This is a genomic window from Kitasatospora sp. NPDC088351 (assembly GCF_040685575.1).
Lineage (GTDB): Bacteria > Actinomycetota > Actinomycetes > Streptomycetales > Streptomycetaceae > Kitasatospora.
In genome coordinates, this window is sequence record NZ_JBFBIL010000043.1 from 1 (window position 1) to 21,130 (window position 21,130).

Below are 21,130 nucleotides of genomic sequence, written 5' to 3' on the forward strand. Positions count from 1 at the left end.
GCTGGTGGTCGTTGGGGCTGATGCAGCCGATCGCCATGTTCTGCTGGGCGGCGTAGCCCGGGTCGAAACCGGCGGATGACGATGTCCGCCGGCGAGCGCCCGACTCCAAGGGTTCGCCTGTGTGACGGGCCCTGGACCGGTGGACCGCCGTTCTTGACGCGAGCTCAACTATCGGATAGCGGGCGGGAGTTCATCGGCCTGCCGGGAGCGAGGTGTCGAGGACGGCCCTAATCCCCTTGTCCTCGTGCCCAACCGTCCGATCCCGGCCGCCCTCGCGTACGGGTTCAGCGGGTGGCGAGGGCCTCCACGACCCGCTCCAGCGAGGTGCCCAGGCCCCAGCGGGCGGACAGCTCCTCCAGGGTCATCGGGTCCAGCGGCTCGCGCGGCAGGGCGGGGTCGAACTCCGGCAGCGGCGCGTCGGTGGCGACCCGGACCACCGTCGGCGCGACGTCCAGGTAGCCGGCGCCCTCGACGATGTTGCGCCGACGGGCCGGGGTGAGCTTGGAGCCGGCGTCCAGGGCGGCGGCCCGGACGGCGGCGAGGTCCCCGTACTCGTTGATCAGCTGGACGGCCGTCTTCTCCCCGATGCCCTTGACTCCCGGCAGGCCGTCGCTCGGGTCCCCCCGCAGCGCGGCCATGTCGGCGTACCGGGCACCGCGCACGCCGTACTTCTCCAGCAGCAGCGCGTCATCGGTGACCTGTAGGTTCCCCATGCCCTTGACCGGGTAGAGCACGGTGACCGCCCGGGCGTCGTCGACCAGCTGGAACAGGTCGCGGTCCCCGGTGACGATCTGCACCGGGCCGGTGGCGCGGGCGGTGAGGGTGCCGATCACGTCGTCCGCCTCGTAACCGGGGGAGCCGGCCCGGGCGATGCCGAGCGCGTCCAGGACCTGCTCGATCACCGGGACCTGCGGGGCGAGCGTGTCGGGCACCTCCTCCTCGCCGTCCTCGGCCGCCTCGGCGACCCGGTGCGTCTTGTACGAGGGGATGAGGTCCACCCGCCACTGCGGGCGCCAGTCGGCGTCCATGCAGGCGACCAGCTGGTCGGGCCGGTGGTCCTGGACCAGCCGGGCGATGAAGTCCAGCAGGCCCCGGACGGCGTTGACCGGCTCACCCTGCGGGGAGCGCAGGGTGTCCGGCACACCGAAGTAGGCCCGGAAGTACAGGCTGGCGGAGTCGAGCAGCATCAGTCGCGGTGCGGTCACGCCTCAGATCATGCCGTACCGGGCGGACAGCCCGCCGGTTTCAGTGCTGGTGCGGGCCGGCGCGGTGGACCGGACCGTGCGAGTCGGCGCAGTGCTCGGGGTCGGGGCCGCGCCCGGTCGGCGCGGTGATCTGGAGCAGCGCGCCGGCCTCGTCCTCGCCGACATGGTCGACCTGGAGCGTGCTGTGGGTGATCCCGTACTCGCCGGCCAGCCGCCGCTGGAGCTCGCGGCGGACGGCGTGGCAGTCGCCGCCCGGGGTGACCAGGATGTGCGCCGACAGGGCGGGCTGGCCGGAGGTGATCTCCCAGATGTGCAGATCGTGGATCTCCGCCACCAGCGGCTGCGCGACCAGCCGGTCCGCCACGGCGTCCGGGTCGATGCCGGCCGGCGCGGCCTCCAGGAAGATCCGCCCGGAGTCCCGGACCAGGCCGATACCGGCCCGCAGCATCAGCGCGACCACGATCAGCGAGGCGATCGAGTCGGCCCGGACGAAGCCGGTGGTCAGCATGACCACGCCGGCGACGGCGGTGGCGATGAACGCGTACAGGTCGGTGAGCACGTGCTGGAAGGCACCCTCGACGTTGAGCGAGGTGCGGTTGGCCTTCGACATGCACCAGGTGGCGGCCAGGTTGACCACGATCCCGACCAGCGCGGTGACCAGCACCAGCGAGCCCGCCACCTCCGGCGGCTCGAACAGCCGGGTGATCGCCTCGTAGCCGAGCCAGGCGGAGAGCACCAGCAGGGTGACCCCGTTGGCCTGCGCGGAGAGGATCTCGGCGCGCTTGAGCCCGTAGGTGTACCCGCCCCGGGCCGGCCGGGCGGCCAGCCGCATCGCGACCAGGGCGAGCACGATCGAGGCGGCGTCGGTGAGCATGTGCGCGGCGTCCGAGATCAGCGCCAGCGACTTGGCGGCGAAGCCGACCACCACCTCGCCGGCCATGAACACCACGATCAGCGCGAGCGCGCTCAGCAGCCAGCGGCGGTCGGCGTCGGCGGCCACCCCGTGCGAGTGCCCGCCGTGCCCGTGACCGCCGGACGGCTGCCGGTCGGGCGTGTGCCCGTGGTCATGCGCATGATCATCGTGGGAGTGCTCGTACCCGGCCATCGATGTCCTCTCCTGGACGCACGGGGGGTAGGGGGGAAGGGGCGCGACCGCCCTGCACCCGAAGTGAACCGCAGATCGGACGGAGATCCAAAGGCTGTACTGGTGACCGTTGTCGTTGCCGTCGCGGCACCTCGCTCCGGTAGGGCCACGCCGCCGCTGAGCAGGGGAGGAACCGCCATGAGGGGCGCCGGACCGCTCGGCCCGGCGACGATCGCCGCCCCGCTCGGCCACGGCCGGCGGCGGGAGGCGCCGCCCCGGCCGGTCGCGGCCCGCCGGGGCGTGGTGCCCACGCTGCTCGCCGCCGGCGCGGCCGGGGTGCCCGCCACTCCGGCGGGCCCGCCCCAGCCCGCCCCCGGCCCGCCGCCCGTTCCGCGCCGGGCCTCAGCCCAGCGCCGCCTCCACGGCCTCCAGCGGCACCGAACGCGCCGCCGTCGCCGCCCGTACCAGCGCCTGCATCACCCGCAGGTCGTCGCCCTGCTCCGGGTGCCACTGCACGCCCAGCGCGAAGCCCGGGCCCTCCACCGCCTCGACCGTGCCGTCCGGCGCGTGCGCGCTCACCCGCAGCCCCGAGCCCAGCCGGTCCACCGCCTGGTGGTGGAAGGTCGGCACGGTCAGCTCGCTCTCCGGCAGCAGCCCGCCCAGCAGCGTCCCCGGCACCGGCCGTACGGCGTGCTCCCGGTACCGGCCGGGCGAGCCGCCGTGCACGTCCGGGGTGACCACGTCCGGGAGGTGCTGCACCAGCGAGCCGCCGCACACCACGTTGAGCACCTGCATGCCCCGGCAGATGCCCAGCAGCGGGATGCCCGCGGCCAGCGCGGCCCGGACCAGCGCCGACTCCCACTGGTCCCGCTCCGGAGCGTCCGCCTCCGTCGACGGGTGCGGAGGCTGCCCGTAGTACGCCGGGTCGATGTCCGGCCCGCCCGCGATGACCAGCGCGTCCAGCCGGGCGAGCACCTCCGGCGCGCGCTCCGGGGCGTCCGGCGGCAGCAGCACCGCGATCCCGCCCGAATCCCGCACGTACGCGGTGTACCGCTCGGGGACCAACGCCACCCGGCGATCCCGCCAGTCGCTCCAACTCGCGTCCACCACGTAGGTGCTGACGCCGATGAAAGGCCTGCGATCCATGGCGCGCATTCTCCTCCCGCACCACCTGATAACCCGTCAATCCGGGCTCTCGGCGCGCCACACCCGCCCGCCCTCTTCCGCGCTGTCAGGGGCAGGCCGTACGGTTCGCTGTGACCGACCGATCTCGCAGAGTGATCGAGGAGGAGGGTTCCGCCATGCCCGACCACGCCACCGCGGGCGCGCCGCCGCGCCCGCCGCTCACCCTGGACGAACTGCGCACGCTGGTCGACGCCGGCGAGATCCACACCGTCGCGCTCGCCTTCACCGACATGCAGGGCCGCCTCCAGGGCAAGCGCTTCGCCGCCCGCTTCTTCCTCGACGAGGTCGCCGAACACGGCGCCGAGGCCTGCGACTACCTGCTGGCCGTCGACATCGACCTCAACACCGTCGACGGCTACGCCCTCTCCTCCTGGGAGAGCGGCTACGGCGACTTCGCGATGCGCCCCGACCTCGCCACCCTCCGGCGCACCCCCTGGCAGCCCGGCACCGCCCAGGTCACCGCCGACCTCGCCCGGCACGGCGGCCACCCCGTCGCCGCCGCGCCCCGCCAGCTGCTCCGCCGCCAGATCGAGCGCCTCGCCGAGCACGGACTCGCCGCCGACATCGGCACCGAGCTGGAGTTCCTGGTCTTCCGCGACACCTACGAACAGGCCTGGCTCGGCGGCTACCGCGGCCTCACCCCGGCCAACCAGTACAACGTCGACTACTCACTGCTCGGCACCGCCCGGGTCGAGCCGCTGCTCGCCCGGATCCGCAACGAGATGGCCGGCGCCGGGCTCGTCGTCGAGTCCGCCAAGGGCGAGTGCAACCTCGGCCAGCACGAGATCGCCTTCCGCTACGCCGACGCCCTCACCACCTGCGACCAGCACAGCGTCTACAAGACCGGAGCCAAGGAGATCGCCGCCCAACAGGGCTGCGCGCTCACCTTCATGGCGAAGTACGACGAGCGCGAGGGCAACAGCTGCCACATCCACCTCTCCCTGCGCGACGCCGACGGCGCCCCGGCCTTCGCCGGCCGCGACGGGCGGATGACCGACACCATGCGGCACTTCCTCGCCGGACAGCTCACCGCGCTGCGCGAGTTCGGCCTGCTCTACGCGCCCAACATCAACTCCTACAAGCGCTACCGGCCCGGCTCCTTCGCCCCGACCGCCGTCGCCTGGGGCCGGGACAACCGCACCTGCGCCTACCGCGTCGTCGGCCGCGGCCCCGGCCTGCGGATGGAGAACCGCGTCCCCGGCGGCGACGCCAACCCGTATCTCGCCGTGGCCGGAATGATCGCCGCCGGGCTGCACGGCCTTCGGCAGAAGCTCGACCTGCCCGCCCCCTGCCTCGGCAACGCCTACGCCGCCGACGAGTACGCCCGGGTGCCCGGCTCGCTGCGCGAGGCCGCCGGCCTCTGGGCGGAGAGCGAACTCGCCCACGCCGCGTTCGGCGACGACGTGGTCGAGCACTACCTCCACATGGCCCGGGTCGAACAGGCCGCCTACGACGGCGCCGTCACCGACTGGGAGCGCTACCGATCCTTCGAGCGGATGTGAGCACCATGCCCGAGCCCACCGCCAGCACCGTCCTCAACCCCGCCACCGGCGAGCCGCTCGCCACCGTCCCCGACACCACCCCCGAGCAGCTCGACGCCGCCGTCCAGCGCGCCCTCAAGGCCCAGCAGGGCTGGGCCGCCCTCGCCCCGGGCGAACGCGCCCGGCTGCTGCGCCGCTTCGCCGACCAGGTCGAGGTGCACATCCCCGAACTCGCCGCCCTGGAGGTGCGCGAGGCCGGCCACACCCTCGGCAACGCCCGCTGGGAGGTCGGCAACGTCCGCGACCTGCTGGAGTACGCGGCCGGGGGAGTGGAACGGCTGACCGGCCGGCAGATCCCGGTGGCGGGCGGCCTGAACGTCACCTTCCACGAGCCGGTCGGCGTGGTCGGCGTGATCGCCCCGTGGAACTTCCCGATGCCGATCGCCGCCTGGGGCTTCGCGCCCGCCCTCGCCGCAGGCAACGCCGTCCTGCTCAAGCCCGCCGAGGCCACCCCGCTCACCGCCCTGCGGCTGGCCGAACTCGCCCTCGCCGCCGGGCTGCCCGAAGGCCTGTTCCAGGTCGTCCCCGGCGCCGGCCCCGTCACCGGGCGGGCCCTGGTCGACCACCCGGCCGTCCGCGGGATCGTCTTCACCGGCTCGACCGTGGTCGGCAAGGAGGTCGCCGCCCGGTGCGCCGCCCGCGCCAAGCGGGTCACCCTCGAACTCGGCGGCAAGAGCCCCAACATCGTCTTCGCCGACGCCGATCTCGCCCGCGCCGCCGACCCGATGTCCTTCCTCGACAACAGCGGCCAGGACTGCTGCGCCCGCAGCCGGATCCTGGTCCAGCGCGAGGCCCTCGACGACTTCCTCGCCCTGCTGCTGCCCGCCGTCGAGGCCGTCCGCACCGGGGACCCGGCCGACCCGGACACCCGGCTCGGGCCGCTGATCTCCGCCGCCCAGGTCCGCCGGGTCGCCTCCTACGTCACCCCCGACCTGCCGGTGCTCGCCCGCGGCCGGGTGCCCGACGGCCCCGGGTTCTGGTACCCGCCGACGGTCCTCGCGCCCACCGACCCGGACGTGCCCGCCGTCACCGAGGAGATCTTCGGCCCGGTCGCCGTCGTCCTGCCCTTCGACGGCGAGGCGGACGCCCTGCGGCTCGCCAACGCCACCCGCTACGGCCTCTCCGGCTCCATCTGGACCAGGGACCTCGGCCGGGCGCTGCGCCTGGCCCGGGGCGTCGCGGCGGGCAACCTCTCGGTCAACTCCCATTCCTCGGTGCGGTACTGGACGCCGTTCGGGGGCTTCGGCGAGTCCGGCGTGGGCCGGGAGCTGGGGCCGGACGCGCTGGCCCACTTCACCGAGACCAAGAACGTCTTCATCCGGAGCGAGGAGTAGGGGACCAGCCATGACCGAGAAGCCCGCCACCACCGGGAAGGACGCGCCGGTCTGCCGGCGCCTGGTCGGCCGCACCGCCGTGATCACCGGCGCGGGCAGCGGCATCGGTCTGGCCGCCGCCCGCCGGCTCGCCGCCGAGGGCGCCAAGGTGGTCTGCGCCGACATCGACGAGAGCAGCGGCAAGGCGGCCGCCCAGGAGGTCGGCGGCCTCTTCGTGCACACCGACGTCACCGACCCGTACATGGTCGAGGCGCTGTTCGACCAGGCCTACGAGACGTACGGCGGCGTGGACGTGGCGTTCAACAACGCGGGGATCTCGCCGCCGGAGGACGACTCCATCCTGACCACCGGCCTGGAGGCCTGGCGGCGGGTGCAGGAGGTCAACCTCACCTCCGTCTACCTGTGCTGCAAGGCCGCGCTGCCGTACATGCGCCGGCACGGGCGCGGCTCGATCATCAACACCGCCAGCTTCGTGGCCCGGATGGGCGCGGCCACCTCGCAGATCTCCTACACCGCCTCCAAGGGCGGGGTGCTGGCGATGTCCCGGGAGCTGGGGGTGCAGTTCGCCCGCGAGGGGATCCGGGTGAACGCGCTCTCGCCGGGGCCGGTGGACACCCCGCTGCTGCGGGAGCTGTTCGCCAAGGACCCGGAGCGGGCGGCCCGCCGGCTGGTGCACATCCCGCTCGGCCGGTTCGCCCGGGCCGAGGAGATCGCGGCCGCCGTCGCCTTTCTGGCGAGCGACGACTCCTCCTTCATCACGGCGAGCGAGTTCCTGGTCGACGGCGGGATCGCGGGGGCGTACGTCACCCCGCTGTAGGCGGCGGCGCGGGGCCGCCCGGCGGGTTCTCACCGTAATCTCATCGAAAAACCCCGGAATTCGCGGTCCCGCTGATATCGCGTTTATCCGCGTGCCTTTAGATTCTCTGTCGTGAGTGAGCAGATTCCCGCCGGGTGGTACCCGGACCCGAAGGACACCACCAGCGACCCGAGACCGCAGCGCTGGTGGGACGGCAAGGGCTGGACGGCCAGTACCCGGCCCGCACCCTCGGACGCGCCGGCCCCGGTACCCCCGGTGGCGGACGCTCCGGGGCCGGACGCGACCGCCGAGACCCGGGTGCTGGAGGGGGAGGTGCTGGAGAGTGGGCCGACGGTCCGCCATCCCGGGCCGCCCCCCTTCGGCGCCGCCTACGGCGCCGCGGTGCCGCCCGCGCCCAGGCCCCGGCGCAAGCCCTCCAAGCTCGTGGTCGCGGCCACCGTGGCGGCGGTGCTCGGACTGGGCGTCGGGTCCGGGGTCACCTACCTGGCGATGGACGGGCACGGCGACCGGGCGCCCCACCGCACCGCTCGGCAGGCCCCGCCGTACGGCGGTAACGGCCCCGGGGACGGCCAGCCCGGCAACGGAGGCAACGGCAACGGCGGTGGCAGCAACGGCGGTGGCAGCAACGGGAACGGAAAGGGCAACGGGAACGGGAACGGCAAGGGCGGCCCGCTGTCCGGCAGCGGGATCGCCCCCGACCTGGTGAACCGGATCACCCTGCCCGTCCCCTCCGGCTGGGAGGGCGGCACCACCACCGACGGCTTCGCCGCGCTCAGCGTCGGCTCCTACACCTGCGAGGGCGGCGGCAGTTGCTCGCTCGGCGGGGCCAACACCGGCCAGATCTCCGGCGGCGGCACCGACGTCCAGGCGGCGGCCAAGGCGGACATCGAGAAGGCGGCCAAGGACTCCTACAACGACATCAACTCCCACGAGGAGCTGAAGTCCGAGGCGGTCAAGGTCGACGGCCGCGACGGCTACCTGGTCCGCTGGAAGGTCGACGCGGCCAAGGGCAACGACGGCTACGTCCAGACCGTGGTCTTCCCGTCCGCCGACGGCAAGTCGCTGGTCTCCGTCCACCTGGGCTTCGACATCGCCGCCAAGGCGCCCGACGTCTCCGTGATGGACACCATCGTCAAGGGCATCGCCGACTACAGCGGCAAGATCCCCGCCTTCCCCGGCGGCGGCGCCGGCCCCGACGGCGGCACCGCCACCACCTGACCGCACCGCTCAGCTCACGCACGGCGGCCCACCCGGAAGGATCCGGGTGGGCCGTCGTCGTTCGGGTCTGCACTACGGGCTGGCGGGGGCCGGACCGTCCGGGGGTTGGCGGGCGGTCCGACCCCGGCCTCCGGCGGTCAGAAGTCGCGTCGAACAGCCTCGATGCGACGGCGCCGGAGCACCATGCCGGCCCAGCCGACGCTGATCGCGGCGGCACCGCTCAGCAGCAGCGGACCGGTGGGCGAGCTGCCGACGGCGGCGCTGGAGGTCGGAACCACCGCGCCGGCCGGCTCGTTCTGGTCGCCGCCGTGCCCGTGGTGGGCGACGGTGGACTTGGGCGCGTCCGCGGCGATCTGCTGCTCGCTCGGCGCGGCCGGAGCCTGCGCGGACAGTGCCGAGACGGCCTGGCCGGCCGCGGCGGGCTGGCCGAAGTCGACGTCGGAGCAGCTGTAGAACGCCTCCGGGCTGTCGCTGCGCTGCCACACCATGTAGAGCAGCTGACGGCCGGTGCGCTGCGGCAGCGTGCCGGTGTAGTTGTAGTAGCCGTCGCTGGGGTTGCGGGTGACCGGCACCTGGGCGACCGGGGTCGGGTCCAGGTCGGACCACTTCAGCGGCTTGGTCGGGTCGTAGCCCGGCTTGGTGATGTAGACCGTCTGGGTGCCGACGTGGGCCGCGGTGACGCGGAACTTGAAGTCGAAGCTGCCCGCGTGCACGGGGGTGGCGGGCCAGTCGGTCCGCGGCATGTCGAGCGCCTTGTACTTGTCGCGGTTGGCCGAGCAGAGCTTGCCGTCCGGGATCAGCGCCTGGTGGTTGCCGTTCGCGTTGGCGATGTTGACCTCGTTCCAGTCGTACAGCGGCTGGGTGCCGCTCATCGCGACGAGGTCCTTGCAGACCTGGGACTTGGGGGTCTCCGGGCCTTCGGCGTAGCAGGCCGCGACGCGGCTGACCGGGTTGGTCATGGTGCCGTGGGCGCTGGCGGTGCCGGCGGTGGATGCCGCCACGGCGAGGAATGCGGCGCCGACGACGCCGACGGACAGGACACTTCGCTTGATGGACATGGGGTGGGGACTCCTTGACCGTGTTCCGGGCCGAGGTTGTGGGGGGACGAACGGGCACGTCTGCCCGGGGGCCGTCGGCCCGGCGCGCCGACCCCCGGCTGAGCGTATGATTGGACTAGACCAACTGGCAATAGCCCGTTGTGTCGCACTTTTTGACGGACTGTAGTCGTACGAGCGATGCAAAGGCCCGACAGGTCGGCGAAGTTAGCCGTTCCATCGGGCCTTCTTAAGGCTCGGAAAAGGTGTCGGGCCTGAACCGCCCCCGGCGGCCCGGGATATCCCCGGGGCGCCCCCGGCTCAGCGCCGCGGCCGGTGGCCGCCCGGTACCTGGCCGATGGCCAGTCCGTTCACCGTGTGCGCCTGGACCACGGTGCCGTCGTGCACCGTCCCACCGCTGATCACGTTGTGCACCGCGGCGCCCTCGCCGGGCCGGGTGGCAGGCGCGAACTCGTCCAGAATCGACCGGAGTTCGGCCGCCGCCTCCGGGTTCTGGCGGATCATCCGGCGGAGCCGGCCGCGCAGCTCGGCGGCGTGGTCGGCGAGCACCTCGTCGTCGCCGTCCGCCTCGACCACCTCGCCCCGGATCACCTCCAGCTCGGCGCTCACCTCCGCGACGTCCCGGCCCCGCCCCAGCAGCGTCGCGAGACGCGAACGCACCTGCGTCCAGGCCTCGGTGGCCATCAGTCCGACCACCGTCGTGGCACCCGACGTCACCAGCTGCTGCACGATCTCGGCTTCCACAGCTGCCCCCTCTGGTCGCTTGCGGTTCCCGCTTATACCACGGTAGAGCACCCGCCCGACCGGCGCGCCGGCCCGGACCGTTCAGAGGAAGGTTTTCCGCTCGCCCCGGTAGGTCGGGGCGGTGTGCACCACCCGGTCGCCCTCGATCAGGTGCAGCTCGGCGAAGCGCTCGCAGAGTTCACCCGCCTTGGCGTGCCGGAACCAGACCCGGTCGCCGATCAGCAGGTCGTCGGCGGCCGCACCGAGCAGTGGGGTCTGCACCTCGCCGGCGCCCTCCATCGGGTCGTAGCGCAGCCCCGGCGGAAGCCAGGGCACCGGCGAGCGGTCCGGGCCGGCCGCGCCGGAGGCCGGGTAGCCGCCGCCGAGCACCGTCACCACGCCGACGCCGGGCCGGCGCACCACCGGCTGGCCGAACAGCGCGGCCGGCCTGCCGTGGAACGAGCGGTAGTTGTCGAACAGCCGCGGTTGGTACAGTCCGGAGCCGGCCGCCACCTCGGTGACCGCCGGCTCCGCCGCGGTCGACTCCACGCTGCCGGTACCGCCGCCGTTGACGAACTCCAGTTCCGCGACCTGCCGCAGCCGTCGGACCGCCGCCGCGCGCCGCTCGGCCAGCTCGGCCCGGGCCGCGGACTGCATCAGCCGGATCAGCCGCGAGCGCACCGGCCGCCCGGGCACCCGGTCGCCCACCCCGGCGACGTGCCCCTCGTACGCCATCAGCCCCACCACCCGGAATCCCGGGCGGAGCTGGACGAGTTCGGCGAACGCGGCCAGGTCCTCGGGCGTGCGCAGCGGCGAGCGCCGGGCACCGACCCGGATCCGCCCGCCGAGCAGGTGCAGCGCGGTGTCCAGCTCCAGGCAGACCCGCACCTCGGCGTCGCCGGCCCGGGTGGCGTCGATCAGGTCGAGCTGGGCCGGGTCGTCCAGCAGGACGGTGACGGCGGCGGCCGGCCCGGGGTCGGCGGTCAGTTCGGCGAAACCGGCCCGGTCGGCGGAGGGGTAGGCGAGCAGGATGTCGCGCAGGCCCGAGCGGGCCAGCCAGAGCGACTCGGCGAGGGTGAAGCTCATCACCCCGGCGAAGCCGTCCATCGCCAGCACCCGCTCCAGCAGGGCCCGGCAGCGCACCGACTTGCTGGCCACCCGGACCGGCTTCCCGGCGGCGCGGCGCACCAGGTCGGCGGCGTTGGCGTCGAAGGCCGCGAGGTCGACGACGGCCACCGGCCCGTCCAGATGGGCGGTGGCCCGGTCGTACCGGGCCCGGTCGGCACTCGGCGAGCCGGCCGGGACGGTGGCGGGGACGGCGGGGGCGGCAGCGACATCGGGCGTGGCCATGCGCGCAGACTGCCACACCCCTCCTACCGGTGGGTAGGGGTGTGACGGCGTCCGCCGACCTCCGCGGGCCGCGGGTGTGAGGTGGCATAGGGTCGGCCGCGTGGACCGCAAGAACATCCCGAACCCAGGATTCGCCGGAGACGACGGCACCGCCGACCCGGCGCTCGTCGAGGCGCTCGCGCGCTGGTCGCAGGGCGACACGGCCGAACCGGAGCTGCTCGCGGCGCTGACGCCGACCCGGCTGATGGTCCCGATCGTCGCCATCCTCGGTGAGGTGGAGCTGGACGAGAACGGGCTCAAGCGCGAGAAGACCAGCGACATGGCCGTCCCGGTGATCGAGGCCGCCGACGGCCGCCGGGCCCTGCCGGCCTTCACCTCGCTGGAGACCCTGGCCCGCTGGCGCGCTGACGCCCGCCCGGCTCCGGTCGCCGCGCCGCAGGCCGCGATGGTGGCCTTCTCCGAGCGGGCCGACACCCTGCTGATCGACCCGGCCGGCCCGGTCACGTACCGGCTGAGCGGCGCCCGGCTGCGCGCGCTGGCGGAGAACCGCCCGTACCTGCCGCCGGTGCGCGACCCCGAGGTGCGGGAGGCCGTCCGGGCGCTGCTGGCGGCCGAGCCGCAGGTGGTGAGCGGTCTGCTGGCGCCGTACGAGGACGGGGACGGGCTGCTCGCGGTGGTGCTGGACCCGGCCCTGGACCAGCCGTCCGTGCAGGAGGCCGCGCAGCGGGTCGGGCAGGCCGTCGCGGCCGACCCGGTGCTGCGGGTGCGGCTCGACCGGGGCCTGAGCCTGGCCGTGCTGCCGACGGACGCGCAGCTGCCCGGCGAACCGCTCTACCGGCGGTAGCGCGCACCCCGCGCCTCCCGCTCCGAATACGAAGGTGCCCCCTCGGTTTCGAGGGGGCACCTTCCCGCGTCGGGGTGCGAGGGCTCAGGCGTAGACCGGCCCGGTGAACTTCTCGCCCGGGCCCGCGCCCGGCGCGTCCGGGACGAGGGAGGCCTCGCGGAAGGCCAGCTGGAGCGACTTCAGGCCGTCCCGCAGCGGCGCGGCGTGGAAGTTGCTGATCTCGGGGGCGCCGGCGGTGACCAGCCCGGCCAGCGCGGTGATCAGCTTGCGCGCCTCGTCGAGGTCCTTGTCCGCCTCGCCGCCCTCGGCCAGGCCGCACTTGACGGCGGCGGCGCTCATCAGGTGCACCGCGACGGTGGTGATCACCTCGACGGCCGGGACCTCGGCGATGTCCCGGGTGAGGTCGTCGAAGCCGATCGCGTCGTCGTCCGCGGCGGGGTTCTTGGTGGGCTCGCTGCTCAAGGGTGGCTCGTTCCGTCGTGCCGGTGTAGATACACAGGGAGCGTACAAGGGGGCGCGCGAAGGGGCGGAATGGCGTTCGACCGGGCGGCACGGTAAGCTTCGAGACTGACCGGCCAGGAGTCCTCAGGACGCCGGGCCAGCAAGTGGAGGCTCCACCCAGGAGGCCCCGAGGGGCAATCCCGAAAGTCTCCCACCTGATCGGCTTCACCGTCGACGGGTCCGGTCCGCGACGGGCGCCCAGGCGCCGAGTCGCCCGCAGTGCCCCTCACCGGGCGCCGCCCCCGGTTGTGTGGAGCCCCGCTTGTACCGAGCGGGGCTTTTTTCGTGTCGCGGTGCATGCAGTGCCTAGCAGCAAGTCAGGCAGCGCAGCACGAATGAAGCCCCGCCCAGTGGTCGAGTCCACTACGTGCGACCGCCGTCCGACGGCCGCATCGCAGAAGGTGCAACCGAGGAGGCCCCATCAGCACCGAGCCCCGCATCAACGACCGGATTCGCGTCCCCGAGGTGCGACTCGTCGGTCCCAGCGGCGAGCAGGTCGGCATCGTGCCGCTTGCCAAGGCGCTGGAGCTCGCGCAGGAGTACGACCTCGACCTGGTCGAGGTCGCGGCGACCGCCCGGCCGCCGGTGTGCAAGCTCATGGACTACGGCAAGTTCAAGTACGAGTCGGCCATGAAGGCCCGTGAGGCGCGCAAGAACCAGGCGCACACGGTCATCAAGGAGATGAAGCTCCGGCCGAAGATCGACCCGCACGACTATGACACCAAGAAGGGTCACGTCGTCCGGTTCCTCAAGCAGGGCGACAAGGTCAAGATCACGATCATGTTCCGCGGTCGTGAGCAGTCCCGCCCCGAGCTGGGCTTCCGACTGCTGCAGCGGCTGGCGAACGACGTCCAGGACCTGGGCTTCGTGGAGTCCTCGGCCAAGCAGGACGGCCGAAACATGATCATGGTTCTTGGCCCGCACAAGAAGAAGACCGAGGCGATGGCCGAGGCCCGCGCGCTCGCGGACGCCCGCAAGGCCGAGCGTCAGGGCCGCACCGTCGGCTCCGACGACGACGCCGCGGCCGACGACGCGGCGCTCGAGGCCGAGAACGCCGCGGCCGAGGCGGAGGCGGACGCCGACGAGGCCGACGTCGAGGACGCCGCCGAGGTCGAGCAGCCGGCCGAGGCCTCCCAGGACGCCTGAGCCGTAACGGCCAGGGCGGCCCGGGAGACCGGCCACCAGAGGTGACGGGGCGTCCCGCCCGGTCACCGCAGATCCATCCAGTTCACGCCCGCGCGGCGCAATCCGCGCGGGCGTGGGCGGACCGACGAGGAGATACGGCGAAATGCCGAAGCAGAAGACGCACAGTGGCGCCAGCAAGCGCTTCAAGATCAGTGGCTCTGGCAAGGTGCTGCGCGAGCGCGCCGGCCGCCGCCACCTCCTGGAGCACAAGCCCTCGACGCTGACCCGCAAGCTGGCCGGGACCGTCGAGCTGGCCCCCGCTGACGCCAAGAAGATCAAGAAGCTTCTCGGCAAGTGATCGCCCTCCCGCCCGGCGCGAGCCGAGCGGGGCAGCTGATCCTTCCCGACCCATTCGAATGACGGACCACGTGAAGTAGTCCGTGGTCCAACCCAAGGAGTAATCAAGTGGCACGCGTCAAGCGGGCAGTCAACGCCCACAAGAAGCGCCGGGTCATCCTGGAGCGCGCCAGCGGCTACCGTGGCCAGCGTTCGCGCCTGTACCGCAAGGCCAAGGAGCAGGTCACCCACTCGCTGGTCTACAACTTCAACGACCGCAAGAAGCGCAAGGGCGACTTCCGTCAGCTGTGGATCCAGCGCATCAACGCTGCGGCCCGTGCCAACGGCATCACCTACAACCGCTTCGTGCAGGGCCTGAAGGCCGCCAGCGTCGAGATCGACCGCAAGATGCTGGCCGACCTCGCCGTCAACGACCCGGGCGCGTTCGCCTCGCTCGTCGAGGTGGCCCAGAAGGCGCTGCCGGCCGACGTCAACGCCCCGAAGGCCGCCGCCGACGCCGCCTGATCTTCCTGGATCAGTTGAGCTGACCGGACCCGCAGGCTCTCCCTGCGGGTCCGGTTTTGCTTTCCTCCGCCACAGAGACGAGACCATGCAGAGCACCGACACCCCCCTGCTCACCTCCCTGCGCTCGCCCCGCGTCGTCGCCGCCCGCCGGCTCGCCAAGCGCAACCAGCGGAGCAAGGACCGCCGCTTCCTGGCCGAGGGCCCGCAGGCCGTCCGCGAGGCGGTCGCGTTCGGGAGGCTGCCGGGCTCGTCCGACCACGCCGTGGTCGAGGTGTACGCCACCCTGGAGGCCGCCGAGCGGCACGCCGGCATCGTCGCCGCCGCCGAGGCCGAGGGCCTGCCGGTGCTCACCGCCACCGACGAGGTGATCGCGGAGATCTGCGACACCGTGACGCCGCAGGGCATCGTGGCGCTCTGCCGCTTCATCGACACCCCGTTCGACGAGGTGCTCAGGGCCCGCCCCCGGCTGGTCGCCGTCCTCGCCCACGTCCGTGACCCCGGCAACGCCGGCACCGTGCTGCGCACCGCCGACGCGGCCGGCGCGGACGCCGTGGTGCTCACCGACGCCTCGGTGGACCTGTACAACCCGAAGGCCGTCCGGGCCTCGGTCGGCAGCCTGTTCCACCTCCCGGTCGCCGTCGGCGTGCCGGTCGAGGAGGCGGTCGGCCGGCTGCGCGAGGCCGGCGTCAGGGTGCTCGCCGCGGACGGCGCGGGGGAGCGCGACCTGGATCAGGAACTGGACGAGGGCACCCTGGGCGCGCCCGGCGCATGGGTGTTCGGCAACGAGGCCTGGGGGCTTCCGGAGGAGACCCGCGCGCTCACCGACGAGGTGGTGCGGGTGCCGATCCACGGGCACGCCGAGAGCCTCAACCTGGCCACCGCCGCCGCCGTCTGCCTCTACGCCTCGGCCCGGGCGCAGCGCTCGCCCGGCGGGTGTCGCGCGCAGGCGTAGGGCACGCCCCGCGAGCCCCCGGAAGTCGTGATCGCGACGCCGCGGGCCCTACTGCGGGGGGCCGCGAGACGCTAGGGTCTGCCTCGGTGGGGGGAAAGACACGGTGGGTAATCGGGGAGGACACCCATGGTCGGCAGCGGGCCAGAGCTCGACCCGGACGACCTGCCGGACGGTCTGGTGGTCGCGGACGTCCTGGGCCGGGTGGTCTGTTTCAACCGCGCCGCCGCCCGGCTGACCGGCATCCCCCCGGAGCTGGCGCTCGGCAGCCCGCTGGAGGAGGCGCTCCCGCTGGAGGACCTGGACGGCCGCCGCTGGTGGCAGCTGACCGATCCGTACGGCGGCCTGGCGATCCGCACCAGCCAGCCGGAGCGCAACCTGCTGCTGCCCGGCGGCCGTGAGGTACTGGTCTCCGCCCGGTACGTCCGCGCCCGCCCGCAGGGGCCGCTGGAGCGGCTGGTGATCGCCCTGCGGGGCACGGAGGCGCGGCGGCGGACCGAGCGCAGTCACGCCGAGCTGATCGCCACCGTCGCGCACGAGCTGCGCTCCCCGCTCACCAGCGTCAAGGGCTTCACCGCGACCCTGCTGGCCAAGTGGGAGCGGTTCACCGACGGGCAGAAGCGGCTGATGCTGGAGACCGTCGACGCGGACGCCGACCGGGTCACCCGGCTGATCGCCGAGCTGCTGGACATCTCCCGGATCGACGCGGGCCGGCTGGAGCTGCGCAAGCAGGTGGTGGACCTGGCCGCCGCCGTCCGCCGCCACGTCGAGCGCAAGGTCGCGACCGGCATCCCCGAGGACCGCTTCGACATCCGGATCCACGAGCCGCTCACCGTGCTCTGGGCCGACCCCGACAAGGTCGACCAGGTGCTGGCCAACCTGCTGGAAAATGCGGTGCGGCACGGTGAGGGAACTGTCACGATCGAGGTGGCACCGGCCAAGGAGGTCGTCGAGGCGCACATCTGGGAGCGCCCCGGCACCCCGCCCCGCACCCTGGAAGGCACCGCGATCACCGTGAGCGACGAAGGCAGCGGCATCCCCGAGGAGTCGATGCCCCGCGTCTTCACCCGCTTCTGGCGCGGCTCCAAGCGCGGCGGCACGGGCCTGGGCCTCTACATCGTCAAGGGCATCGTGGAGGCCCACGGCGGCTCGATCCGCGTCGACCGCGCGCCCGGCGGCGGCGCCCGGTTCCGATTTATCCTGCCCGCCGGCGTGCCCGATTTCATGCTCTGACCGCCCACCGGCCGCCTCGGCCGCAGCGGCGGAGCAGGCTCTGGATCGGCCCCCGGACGGGCTTCACGGCGGTTGCGCTACGCGCTGCGACTACACTCGACCTTTGGCGTTTGTGGGACGCCCTGCGCGGTTGTGCCGCGGACAACCCTCCTCCCCGTACGGAGATCGGCTGCCCGCGCCCCGGCCCCGCCGGGCGTAGCGCACTGGGCCCCTCCCGTCCCCTGGCGGGCCGGGAGGGCGCGAGTCCACCCTTACCTGAGCACGGACGAGCAGGAGCACGGGAAAGATAGAGATGTCGGCACCCAACAAGTCGTACGACCCGGTCGAGGTCGAGGCCCTCAAGCCCGAGGCGGTGGAGCAGGCCCGGGACGAGGCCGTCGCGGCCTTCGCCGCCGCCACCACCCTGGACGAGCTGAAGCAGGCCAAGGTCGCCCACACCGGCGACCGCTCCGCGCTCTCCCTCGCCAACCGCGAGATCGGCGCGCTCCCGCCGCATGCCAAGGCCGCCGCAGGCAAGCTGATCGGCCAGGCCAGGGGCGCCGTCAACCAGGCCCTCGCCAAGCGGCAGGCCGAGCTGGAGGCGGAGCGCGACGCCCGCGTGCTGGTCGAGGAGGCGGTGGACGTCACGCTGCCCTACGACCGCACCCCGCGCGGCGCCCGCCACCCGCTGACCACGATGGCCGAGCGCATCGAGGACACCTTCGTCGCGATGGGTTACCAGGTCGCCGAGGGCCCCGAGGTCGAGGCCGAGTGGCTGAACTTCGACGCCCTCAACCTGGGTCCGGACCACCCGGCCCGCTCGATGCAGGACACCTTCTTCGTCCAGGCCCCGGACGGCTCCGCCGACTCCGGCGTGGTGCTGCGCACCCAGACCTCCCCGGTCCAGGCCCGCACCCTGCTCGACCGCGAGCCGCCGGTCTACGTGATCTGCCCCGGCCGGGTCTACCGGACGGACGAGCTGGACGCCACCCACACCCCGGTCTTCCGGCAGGTCGAGGGCCTGGCCGTGGACGAGGGCATCACCTTCGCCGACCTCAAGGGCACCATCGAGCAGCTGGTGTCCACGCTGATCGGCGACGGCCTGGAGCTGCGCTGGCGCCCCTCGTACTTCCCGTTCACCGAGCCGAGCGCCGAGATCGACCTGCAGTGCTTCGTCTGCCGCGGCGAGAGCGTCGGCGACCCGGACCGGCCCTGCCGCACCTGCTCCTCCGAGGGCTGGATCGAGCTCGGCGGCTGCGGCGTGGTCAACCCGCGGGTGCTGGTCGCCTGCGGTGTCGACCCGAACCGCTACAGCGGGTTCGCCTTCGGCCTGGGCCTGGAGCGAATCCTGATGAACCGTCACAACGTCGCCGACATGCGCGACATGGTCGAGGGTGACATCCGCTTCACCCTCCCGTTCGGGATGGAGATCTGATGCGCGTCCCGCTTTCCTGGCTGCGCGAGTACGTGGACCTGCCGGCCGGCGAGACCGGCCGCGACGTGGCGGAGCGCCTGGTCCGCGCCGGCCTCGAGGTCGAGACCGTCGAGCAGATCGGCACCGACCTCAAGGGCCCGCTGGTGGTCGGCCAGGTGCTCTCGATCGAGGAGCTGTCCGGCTTCAAGAAGCCGATCCGGCACTGCTTCGTCAACGTCGGCGACGCCAACGGCACCGGTGAGCCGCAGGAGATCGTCTGCGGCGCGACCAACTTCGCCGTCGGCGACAAGGTCGTGGTCGTGCTCCCGGGCGCCGTGCTGCCCGGCCCGTTCCCGATCGCCGCCCGCAAGACCTACGGCCGGACCTCGGCCGGCATGATCTGCTCCGCCCGCGAGCTGGGCATGGGCGACGACCACAACGGCATCATCGTGCTCCCGCCCGAGTACGAGCCCGGCACCGACGCGATCGAGCTGCTCCAGCTCGTCGACGAGGTGCTGGACATCGCCGTCACCCCGGACCGCGGCTACTGCCTCTCCATGCGCGGCGTCGCCCGCGAGGCCGCCGCCGCGTACGGGCTGCCGCTGGCCGACCCGGCGCTGCTCGACGTGCCGCCCGCCAACTCCTACGGCTACCTGGTCAAGGTCGCCGACCCGGCCGGCTGCGACCGTTTCGTGGCCCGCACGGTGGTCGGCCTCGACCCGGCCGCCAAGTCCCCGATCTGGCTCCAGCGCCGCCTGCAGAAGTCCGGCATCCGCCCGATCTCGCTGGCCGTGGACATCACCAACTACGTGATGCTGGAGGTCGGCCAGCCGCTGCACGCGTACGACAAGCAGCGGGTGGACGGGCCGATCCTGGTCCGCCGGGCCGAGGAGGGCGAGACCCTCACCACCCTCGACGGCGTCGAGCGCAAGCTCTCCGCCGAGGACCTGCTGATCTGCGACAACAGCGGCCCGATCGGCCTGGCCGGTGTCATGGGTGGCGCCTCCACCGAGATCCTCGACCCGGCCGCAGGCCCGGGCACCACCGAGGTGATCATCGAGGCGGCGCACTTCGACCCGGTCGCCATCGCCCGCGGCGCCAAGCGGCACAAGCTGCCGTCCGAGGCGTCCAAGCGCTTCGAGCGCGGCGTGGACCCGGAGGCCGCCCGCGCCGCCGCGCAGCGCGCCGTGGACCTGCTGGTGCTGATCGCCGGCGGCACCGCCGAGGCCGGGGTCACCGACATCGCGGCCCCGCACCCGGTCCGCACCATCACCATCGCCGCCGACCTGCCCGACCGGGTCGCCGGCACCGGGTACGGTCGCGAGACCGTCACCCGGCGTCTGCAGGAGATCGGCTGCTCGGTCGCGGGCGCCGACATCCTGGAGGTCACCCCGCCGACCTGGCGGCCCGACCTCACCGACCCGTACGACCTCGCGGAGGAGGTCATCCGCCTGGAGGGCTACGACAACGTGCCCTCGCGGATGCCCACCGTGCCGCCGGGCTCGGGCCTGACCGAGGCCCAGCGCATCCACCGCCGGACCGGGGTCGCGCTGGCCGGTGCCGGCTACGTCGAGGTCAACACCTACCCGTTCCTCGGCCAGGCCGCCTTCGAGGCGCTCGGCCTGGAGCCGGAGGACCGGCGCCGCCGTACGGTGAAGCTGGTCAACCCGCTCAACGACGAGGAGCCGGAGCTGCGCACCACGCTGCTGCCGGGCCTGCTCGGAGCGCTCCGCCGCAACGTCGGCCGCGGCAACACCGATCTGGCGGTCTTCGAGACCGGGACGGTCTTCCTGCCCAAGGACGAGCTGTCCGTCGCGCCGCGCCCGGCCGTGGACCGCCGTCCGAGCGACGAGGAACTGGCCGCGCTCGACGCCGCCCTGCCGGACCAGCCGCGCCGGATCGCCGTCGCGCTGACCGGTGAGCGGCTGCCCTCCGGCTGGTGGGGCAAGGGCGCGCCGGCGGGCTGGGCGGACGCCGTCGAGGCGGGCCGCACGGTGGCCCGCGCGGCCGGCGTCGAGCTGACCGTGCGCCAGGGCCAGCTGGCCCCGTGGCACCCGGGCCGCTGCGCCGAGCTGCTGGTCGCCGGCACCGACCGGGTGGTCGGCCACGCCGGTGAGCTGCACCCGCGCGTGGTCAAGGCGCTCGGCCTGCCGGCCCGCACCAGCGCGATGGAGATCGACCTCGACCTGCTCACCGCCGACGGCGCCGAGCGGGTCTCGGGCCCGGTCGTCTCCGGGTTCCCGGTGGCCACCCAGGACGTGGCGCTGATCGTCGACGCCGCCGTCCCGGCCGCCGAGGTGGAGGCCGCGCTGCGCTCCGGCGCGGGTGAACTGCTGGAGGCCATCCGGCTGTTCGACGTCTTCACCGGCGAGCAGGTCGGCGAGGGGAAGAAGTCGCTGGCGTACGCGCTGCGCTTCCGCGCCACGGACCGCACGCTGACCGCCGACGAGGCGAGCGCCGCCCGCGAGGCGGCCGTCGCCGAGGCCGTCGCCCGCACCGGCGCGGTGCTGCGCGGCGCCTGACCCGCCCGGCCCCAGGGGCCCCGCCCGGACACCGTCCGGGCGGGGCCCCTGGCCGTTCCAGTTCATCGCGTTCGGCTGGACGGCGGCGGCGGGGGTGGCGGCCTGCGCGGCCGCGGTGCGGTGGGTGCGGCGCCGGGCGGTGTGAGCGGGCCCGGCTTTTTGAAGAGGTTCGGTCAAAGCCCTTGCGGGC

Annotated in this window: 19 protein-coding genes; 12 read left to right on the forward strand and 7 right to left on the reverse strand. The window is 73.5% G+C overall.

Features of this window, described 5'->3' with window-relative positions; all coding sequences use genetic code 11:
• Nucleotides 1-284: 284 nt before the first annotated feature.
• The 3 genes from AB0P06_RS25820 to AB0P06_RS25830 all read right to left on the reverse strand — a co-directional run bounded on the left by AB0P06_RS25820 (nt 285) and on the right by AB0P06_RS25830 (nt 3,435).
• The gene (locus tag AB0P06_RS25820; RefSeq protein WP_363611358.1) at nt 285-1,187 is read right to left on the reverse strand and encodes a 5'-3' exonuclease; all 903 of its coding nucleotides are present in this window, start codon (nt 1,185-1,187) and stop codon (nt 285-287) included.
• A 58-nt stretch (nt 1,188-1,245) separates the two neighbouring features.
• Entirely contained in the window at nt 1,246-2,310 is a 1,065-nt protein-coding gene (locus AB0P06_RS25825) for a cation diffusion facilitator family transporter (RefSeq protein ID WP_363611242.1), read from the reverse strand.
• Nucleotides 2,311-2,691: 381 nt separating this feature from the next.
• Complete coding sequence (locus tag AB0P06_RS25830) at nt 2,692-3,435, reverse strand: gamma-glutamyl-gamma-aminobutyrate hydrolase family protein (protein ID WP_363611244.1); 744 nt, start codon at nt 3,433-3,435, stop codon at nt 2,692-2,694.
• Between the two features lie 155 nt (nt 3,436-3,590).
• Here AB0P06_RS25830 and AB0P06_RS25835 point away from each other — a divergent pair, with 155 nt between their 5' ends.
• The 4 genes from AB0P06_RS25835 to AB0P06_RS25850 all read left to right on the forward strand — a co-directional run bounded on the left by AB0P06_RS25835 (nt 3,591) and on the right by AB0P06_RS25850 (nt 8,384).
• A complete protein-coding gene (locus AB0P06_RS25835) occupies nt 3,591-4,976 on the forward strand; it encodes a glutamine synthetase family protein (RefSeq protein ID WP_363611246.1) in 1,386 nt (461 codons plus the stop codon).
• Between the two features lie 5 nt (nt 4,977-4,981).
• The gene (locus AB0P06_RS25840; protein ID WP_363611248.1) at nt 4,982-6,349 is read left to right on the forward strand and encodes an aldehyde dehydrogenase family protein; all 1,368 of its coding nucleotides are present in this window, start codon (nt 4,982-4,984) and stop codon (nt 6,347-6,349) included.
• 10 nt (nt 6,350-6,359) lie between these two features.
• Nucleotides 6,360-7,166: a 3-oxoacyl-ACP reductase gene (locus AB0P06_RS25845; RefSeq protein WP_363611250.1), complete on the forward strand. Its 807-nt coding sequence runs from the start codon at nt 6,360-6,362 to the stop codon at nt 7,164-7,166.
• Between the two features lie 111 nt (nt 7,167-7,277).
• Nucleotides 7,278-8,384, forward strand: a complete 1,107-nt coding sequence (locus AB0P06_RS25850; protein ID WP_363611252.1) for a DUF2510 domain-containing protein — start codon at nt 7,278-7,280, stop codon at nt 8,382-8,384.
• Nucleotides 8,385-8,521: 137 nt separating this feature from the next.
• Here AB0P06_RS25850 and AB0P06_RS25855 read toward each other — a convergent pair whose 3' ends face one another.
• The 3 genes from AB0P06_RS25855 to AB0P06_RS25865 form a co-directional block, all read right to left on the reverse strand.
• Nucleotides 8,522-9,442 carry a lytic polysaccharide monooxygenase gene (locus AB0P06_RS25855; RefSeq protein ID WP_363611254.1) on the reverse strand — a complete coding sequence of 307 codons (921 nt, stop codon included), beginning with the start codon at nt 9,440-9,442 and terminating at the stop codon, nt 8,522-8,524.
• Nucleotides 9,443-9,739: 297 nt separating this feature from the next.
• Entirely contained in the window at nt 9,740-10,183 is a 444-nt protein-coding gene (locus tag AB0P06_RS25860; protein ID WP_363611257.1) for a hypothetical protein, read from the reverse strand.
• 81 nt (nt 10,184-10,264) lie between these two features.
• Nucleotides 10,265-11,512, reverse strand: coding sequence for an alanine racemase (locus AB0P06_RS25865; RefSeq protein ID WP_363611259.1), 1,248 nt, complete (start codon nt 11,510-11,512; stop codon nt 10,265-10,267).
• A gap of 100 nt (nt 11,513-11,612) precedes the next feature.
• Between AB0P06_RS25865 and AB0P06_RS25870 the strand changes: the two genes are divergently transcribed.
• A complete protein-coding gene (locus AB0P06_RS25870) occupies nt 11,613-12,356 on the forward strand; it encodes an SseB family protein (protein ID WP_363611261.1) in 744 nt (247 codons plus the stop codon).
• An 84-nt stretch (nt 12,357-12,440) separates the two neighbouring features.
• Here AB0P06_RS25870 and AB0P06_RS25875 read toward each other — a convergent pair whose 3' ends face one another.
• On the reverse strand, nt 12,441-12,818 hold the full coding sequence (locus AB0P06_RS25875; protein ID WP_363611263.1) for a DUF1844 domain-containing protein: 378 nt from the start codon (nt 12,816-12,818) through the stop codon (nt 12,441-12,443).
• Nucleotides 12,819-13,277: 459 nt separating this feature from the next.
• On the opposite strand from AB0P06_RS25875, the gene infC reads away from it, so the two are divergent.
• From infC to pheT, 7 genes are all read left to right on the forward strand, one after another.
• Nucleotides 13,278-14,003, forward strand: a complete 726-nt coding sequence (gene infC / locus AB0P06_RS25880; RefSeq protein WP_363611360.1) for a translation initiation factor IF-3 — start codon at nt 13,278-13,280, stop codon at nt 14,001-14,003.
• A 142-nt stretch (nt 14,004-14,145) separates the two neighbouring features.
• Nucleotides 14,146-14,340, forward strand: coding sequence for a 50S ribosomal protein L35 (rpmI, locus tag AB0P06_RS25885; RefSeq protein ID WP_030055648.1), 195 nt, complete (start codon nt 14,146-14,148; stop codon nt 14,338-14,340).
• Nucleotides 14,341-14,447: 107 nt separating this feature from the next.
• Nucleotides 14,448-14,843 (forward strand): 50S ribosomal protein L20, encoded by a 396-nt coding sequence (gene rplT / locus AB0P06_RS25890; protein ID WP_030055649.1) that lies wholly within the window; start codon nt 14,448-14,450, stop codon nt 14,841-14,843.
• A gap of 85 nt (nt 14,844-14,928) precedes the next feature.
• Nucleotides 14,929-15,795: an RNA methyltransferase gene (locus AB0P06_RS25895; protein ID WP_363611265.1), complete on the forward strand. Its 867-nt coding sequence runs from the start codon at nt 14,929-14,931 to the stop codon at nt 15,793-15,795.
• A 126-nt stretch (nt 15,796-15,921) separates the two neighbouring features.
• Nucleotides 15,922-17,025 (forward strand): ATP-binding protein, encoded by a 1,104-nt coding sequence (locus AB0P06_RS25900; protein WP_363611267.1) that lies wholly within the window; start codon nt 15,922-15,924, stop codon nt 17,023-17,025.
• A gap of 292 nt (nt 17,026-17,317) precedes the next feature.
• Nucleotides 17,318-18,439 (forward strand): phenylalanine--tRNA ligase subunit alpha, encoded by a 1,122-nt coding sequence (gene pheS / locus AB0P06_RS25905; protein ID WP_363611269.1) that lies wholly within the window; start codon nt 17,318-17,320, stop codon nt 18,437-18,439.
• Nucleotides 18,439-20,940, forward strand: coding sequence for a phenylalanine--tRNA ligase subunit beta (gene pheT / locus AB0P06_RS25910; protein WP_363611271.1), 2,502 nt, complete (start codon nt 18,439-18,441; stop codon nt 20,938-20,940). Before pheS ends, pheT begins: the two co-directional genes overlap by 1 nt.
• Nucleotides 20,941-21,130 lie beyond the last annotated feature (190 nt).